The sequence below is a fragment of the Thiohalorhabdus sp. genome (genome assembly GCF_036628635.1).
Taxonomy (GTDB): domain Bacteria; phylum Pseudomonadota; class Gammaproteobacteria; order Thiohalorhabdales; family Thiohalorhabdaceae; genus Thiohalorhabdus.
In genome coordinates, this window is sequence record NZ_JAZKRM010000100.1 from 1 (window position 1) to 3,805 (window position 3,805).

Here is a 3,805-nt window from a genome sequence, read left to right on the forward strand (position 1 = left end):
GGCGTAGCGGAGCCCGCTCACCAGCCGGTCGCTGCTGGCGCGCTCGCCGTAGACCCCGACCCCGCCCAACCGCGGCAGAACCACCGCGGCCAGGATTCCCAGGATCACGATCACGGTCACCAGCTCCACCAGGGTGAAGCCGCGCTCGGGGCTGGCTGGCTGGAAAGGTCTCAGGGCAACCCCCTCTCTGGCGAAAGGCCGTCTTCTTACCCTAGGATCCCCCCTTGCCGAGCACAACCCAAAGGAGGTCGCCATGGATCTGGAGAAAGGGGTGTTTCCCGAACCCGAATGCAGCCGGGAAGCGGCCAAAGCCTGGCTGGAGCGCGAATTCGGGGCCAGCCTCATGGTGGTCCCCGACACCCCGGGCCACTACTACCCGCCCCACAGCCACGATTGCCACGAGATCATCGTCGGTATCGAGGGCCAGATCGTGTTCCGGGCGGAGGGCCGGGAACTGGCCATCGGGGCTGGGGAGGTCCTCTATCTGCCGGAGGGGACGGTGCACGAGGCAACGGTTGGCCCGGCAGGGTGCGAGTACCTGATCGGACACTCCTTTTCTGCCTAGGCCGGAATGGAGGGGCCTCGGAACGAAGGCGGAGAAAGGGGCTTGGCGGTCTGATGGCAAAAAAGGGGACGGCCGCGGCCGTCCCCGATCAAGAATCCGGCGCGGGTTGACGCCTATTGGGCGGTAATCGCCCCGTTGGCCGCATTGTAGCTGATCGTGCTTCCCGTGGGGGCGAAATCCAGGGTAGCCGTCCCGGTCCCACCCCCGGGAGCAAACGTCCAATTGGAATTCTGGGAGGGATCCTGGGTAAGGGTGGCCAGGACACCATCGCTGGTGGCCTCCGGCCAACCGCTGGCGTTCATGGCCACATCCACACCGCCCATTCCCATGTCTTGGCTACCGCTAAGGCCCTTGGCGAGCCACTTGCTGCGGGCCAGGCTGACCCCGCCGGACAAGCTGCTTTGAACACCCTGGTACCCGGCCTCTTCCGCCTCTTCGGTGATATCGATGAAGCGCGGCAAGGCCGCCGCCGCCAGGATCCCCAGAATTACGATCACCACCACCAGCTCGATGAGGGTGAAACCGCCCTGATTGCTGCTCATGCCGACTCCTTCGCTTGAAGCGCCCCTTACCCTACGGGCCCCGGGAATTCGACCCCTCCCCGCTTGAGGTTCAATTACAACCCACCCTTCGAGGGGCGTCAACCCGAGCCATCCGTGTTTCGCAAGGGCTCAGGCCTTTTCAGCTTGCCGGTTTCGGGGTCGTAGCGGTAAGGCCGGCCGTAGGGATCGAGCATCCGCCCCTGATCATCGAACAACCGCCGACGCCGGGCATTGCCGCTTTTCAGGGAAATCGGCCGGGAGGACTCCTCGATCAGGGTCCGCAGGTCCGGTGGCCAGCTACCGTGGCGCATCCGGTAGACCTGCAGATGAGTTTCCAGGCTGTGGTGCTCGTAGCGGGCCATGGTCGCCAGGGCCTGCTCCTTGAGCCCCTCGTAGCGACTCAACAGCACCCAGCCAAGGATCAGGATAAACAGCAGAACCACGGCCCACTCCAGGGCCCGGGCCTGATGGCCCCGCCCCTCAAGGCGTTCCATCGGAGGCCTCCTGCAGGCCGTACTGGCGCCGCACCGCTTGCGCCGTTTGGCTGGCCTCGGGCAGGCGCTGCAAGGCGGAACGGGCGGCGGCGACAGCAGCATCCCGGTTGCCCAGGCTGCTGCGCTGGGCGGCGGTGCGCAGGTAAAGCGGCACCGGCCTGGTTCCGGGATGGGGCCACTTCAGCCCGGCCTCGAGCGTTTTCAAGGCCCGCTCCCGCCGGTCCTGCCGGCGGTAAAGGTTGGCCAAGCTCAGGCGCGCCGTCAGCAGTCGGGGATCTTTGGCCAGGGCGTTTTGCCAGGCCCGCTCGGCGGCGGCCAGACGGGAGGCCAGCGGCCGATCGGGGGCGACCAGAAATAGCCGGGCGCGCAGGTGGGCAAACCGGGCCCGTGCCGGGTTGCGCGCCTGGGCCTTATCCAGCAGCCAGTGACCTTCCCGGTAGAGCGCCCCGCGCTCCTCCGCCGACAGGCCCTGCGCGGCCCCGGCCAGCGCCCGCTGGCGGATCTCCGCCCCCAGGGCGTACGGCGTGTCACTTTTGGGGGTCAGGGCGCGGGCGTAGTGGAAATAATCGAGAGCGGTAGCGACGTTGCCCTTCCCGATCGCCTCTTTACCCCACTTGATGAACCGGTCCGAGGCGGCCGCCGCCCCCATGTGGAGCACCACCAAAGCCACCAGGCCGCCCAGGATCCCCTGCCACACCCGCGGATTGGCCTTCTCGGGCAAAGCGATGCGGCGTCGGGGCTTATCCAGGGCCCGCTCCGTGGCCAGATGCCAGGCCGCCAGCACCACACCCAGACCGATGAGGATGGGTAGGATGTAGAGGTGGAAGGTGATGTGGGTATGCACCGCTACCGTCAGCATACCTCCGAATGGGCCGATGACGGCCAACCGCTCCCGGTCAGCGGGATCCAATTCCCGTACGGCGGCGCTTGTTCGGACCAGGACCGCGAGGAGGAAGAGATAGAACAGCACCGGGCCGCCGATGCCGATCTCCACCCAGAGCTGGAGCGGATCCATGTGGGCGTAGTAGCCCCCGGAGCCATCCGCTGGCTGACGGAACCGGGGGTAGTACAAAAAGAAGGTCCCGAGGCCGTACCCGGTCAGCGGCCGCTCCAGCGCCATGTCCAGAGTGGAATCCCAGATCACCAGGCGGGTCTGGAAGCTGGACTGCGCCCCCATGGCGCCCAAGGTCTCGATCCGTCGCCCCACCCCGCCCCCCGACCAGGTATTCATCAGGATGAAGATGGCCAGGGCCCCGATAAGGGCAGCACCCACCCGACGCCGGTTCATGCCCGGCAGCCCCCGACCGACCCAGAGCATTACACCCAGCGCTACGCCCAGGGCGAGGTACCCCCCCCGGCTCTGCGTCGCCACCAAGCCGGCAAACAGCAGCAAAGCCCCCGCCAGCGCCAGAATCGCGGCCCGACGCTCCCGAATGGCGAAATAGACCGCCAGGCAGGGCACCAGGGCCAGATTGAATAGGCCAGCTAGGTTGTTGGGGTTCAAAAGGGGATGCTTGGCCCGAAAGCCGTAAGTTCCGGTCAGGACGAAGAACTGGACCAGCGCCCATACCGCCAGCCCCAGAAGGAGGATCCCGAGCCCCAGCGCCCCCCAGCGGACCCAGATCACCGGCCGGGGGGCCAGAAGAAGGCCAAAAAAGGTCAGGGGCAGCGCAGCCAGCCACCAGTAGTACAGGCTACTGGTGAACACCACCGTGGACCAGGCCAGGCTTGCGCCCAGAAACGCCCAGAAGGCCACCAGGAAGGCGGCCGGTGCGGAGCGCGGCACCTGCCAGCCGTTTCGGATGCCGGGCCCCAGGGCCAGGGCGGCGAAGGCGACCAGCAGGCCCACATCCATAGCCAAAAAGGGGATGTGCTTACCGTTGAAGAACAGGGAGACGGCAAAGGCAACGGCCAGCAAAGCGGGGCCAGCCACCGACCGCCAGTCCCGGAAAGGCAAGGGATGAGCCAGGGCGGGGCTCACCCCACGGCCCTTGCCATATCCCACATGGGCAGGAATATCCCCAGGGCGAGCAGCAGGACCATGGCCCCGATGACGGTGATGAGCACGGGCTCGACGAGGCTGGAGAGGTTGTCGATCTTGAGGTCCACCTCGCGCTCGTAGAACTCGGCCACCTGCTCCATCATCTCGTCCACGGCACCCGTCTCTTCGCCCACCTCGATCATCTGAAGGACGGTCAACGGAA

At 66.7% G+C, this 3,805-nt stretch carries 6 protein-coding genes; 1 reads left to right on the forward strand and 5 read right to left on the reverse strand.

What is annotated here, in order from left to right; all coding sequences use genetic code 11:
• Positions 1-345: type II secretion system protein (locus V5A19_RS14445; RefSeq protein WP_443081509.1), on the reverse strand; the 345-nt coding region annotated here is incomplete at its 3' end.
• On the opposite strand from V5A19_RS14445, the gene V5A19_RS13935 reads away from it, so the two are divergent.
• A complete protein-coding gene (locus V5A19_RS13935; protein ID WP_332319015.1) occupies positions 254-565 on the forward strand; it encodes a cupin domain-containing protein in 312 nt (103 codons plus the stop codon). The two genes, V5A19_RS14445 and V5A19_RS13935, sit on opposite strands and share 92 nt — an antisense overlap.
• A 113-nt stretch (positions 566-678) precedes the next feature.
• Here V5A19_RS13935 and V5A19_RS13940 read toward each other — a convergent pair whose 3' ends face one another.
• The 4 genes from V5A19_RS13940 to V5A19_RS13955 all read right to left on the reverse strand — a co-directional run.
• A complete protein-coding gene (locus tag V5A19_RS13940) occupies positions 679-1,107 on the reverse strand; it encodes a prepilin-type N-terminal cleavage/methylation domain-containing protein (RefSeq protein WP_332319016.1) in 429 nt (142 codons plus the stop codon).
• Positions 1,108-1,205: 98 nt separating this feature from the next.
• Complete coding sequence (locus tag V5A19_RS13945; protein ID WP_332319017.1) at positions 1,206-1,601, reverse strand: type II secretion system protein GspG; 396 nt, start codon at positions 1,599-1,601, stop codon at positions 1,206-1,208.
• Positions 1,588-3,582, reverse strand: a complete 1,995-nt coding sequence (locus V5A19_RS13950; RefSeq protein ID WP_332327964.1) for an O-antigen ligase family protein — start codon at positions 3,580-3,582, stop codon at positions 1,588-1,590. The genes V5A19_RS13945 and V5A19_RS13950 overlap by 14 nt, the downstream gene beginning before the upstream one ends.
• A partial coding sequence (locus V5A19_RS13955) for a type II secretion system F family protein (protein WP_332327965.1) occupies positions 3,579-3,805 on the reverse strand: 227 nt, incomplete at its 5' end. The genes V5A19_RS13955 and V5A19_RS13950, both read right to left, overlap by 4 nt.

What these genes read in the sequence shown, in the direction of transcription:
- V5A19_RS13940 (WP_332319016.1), bottom strand. Translation starts at nt 1,107, where the DNA reads ATGAGCAGCAATCAGGGCGGTTTCACCCTCATCGAGCTGGTGGTGGTG.
- V5A19_RS13945 (WP_332319017.1), bottom strand. Translation starts at nt 1,601, where the DNA reads ATGGAACGCCTTGAGGGGCGGGGCCATCAGGCCCGGGCCCTGGAGTGG.
- V5A19_RS13935 (WP_332319015.1), top strand. Translation starts at nt 254, where the DNA reads ATGGATCTGGAGAAAGGGGTGTTTCCCGAACCCGAATGCAGCCGGGAA.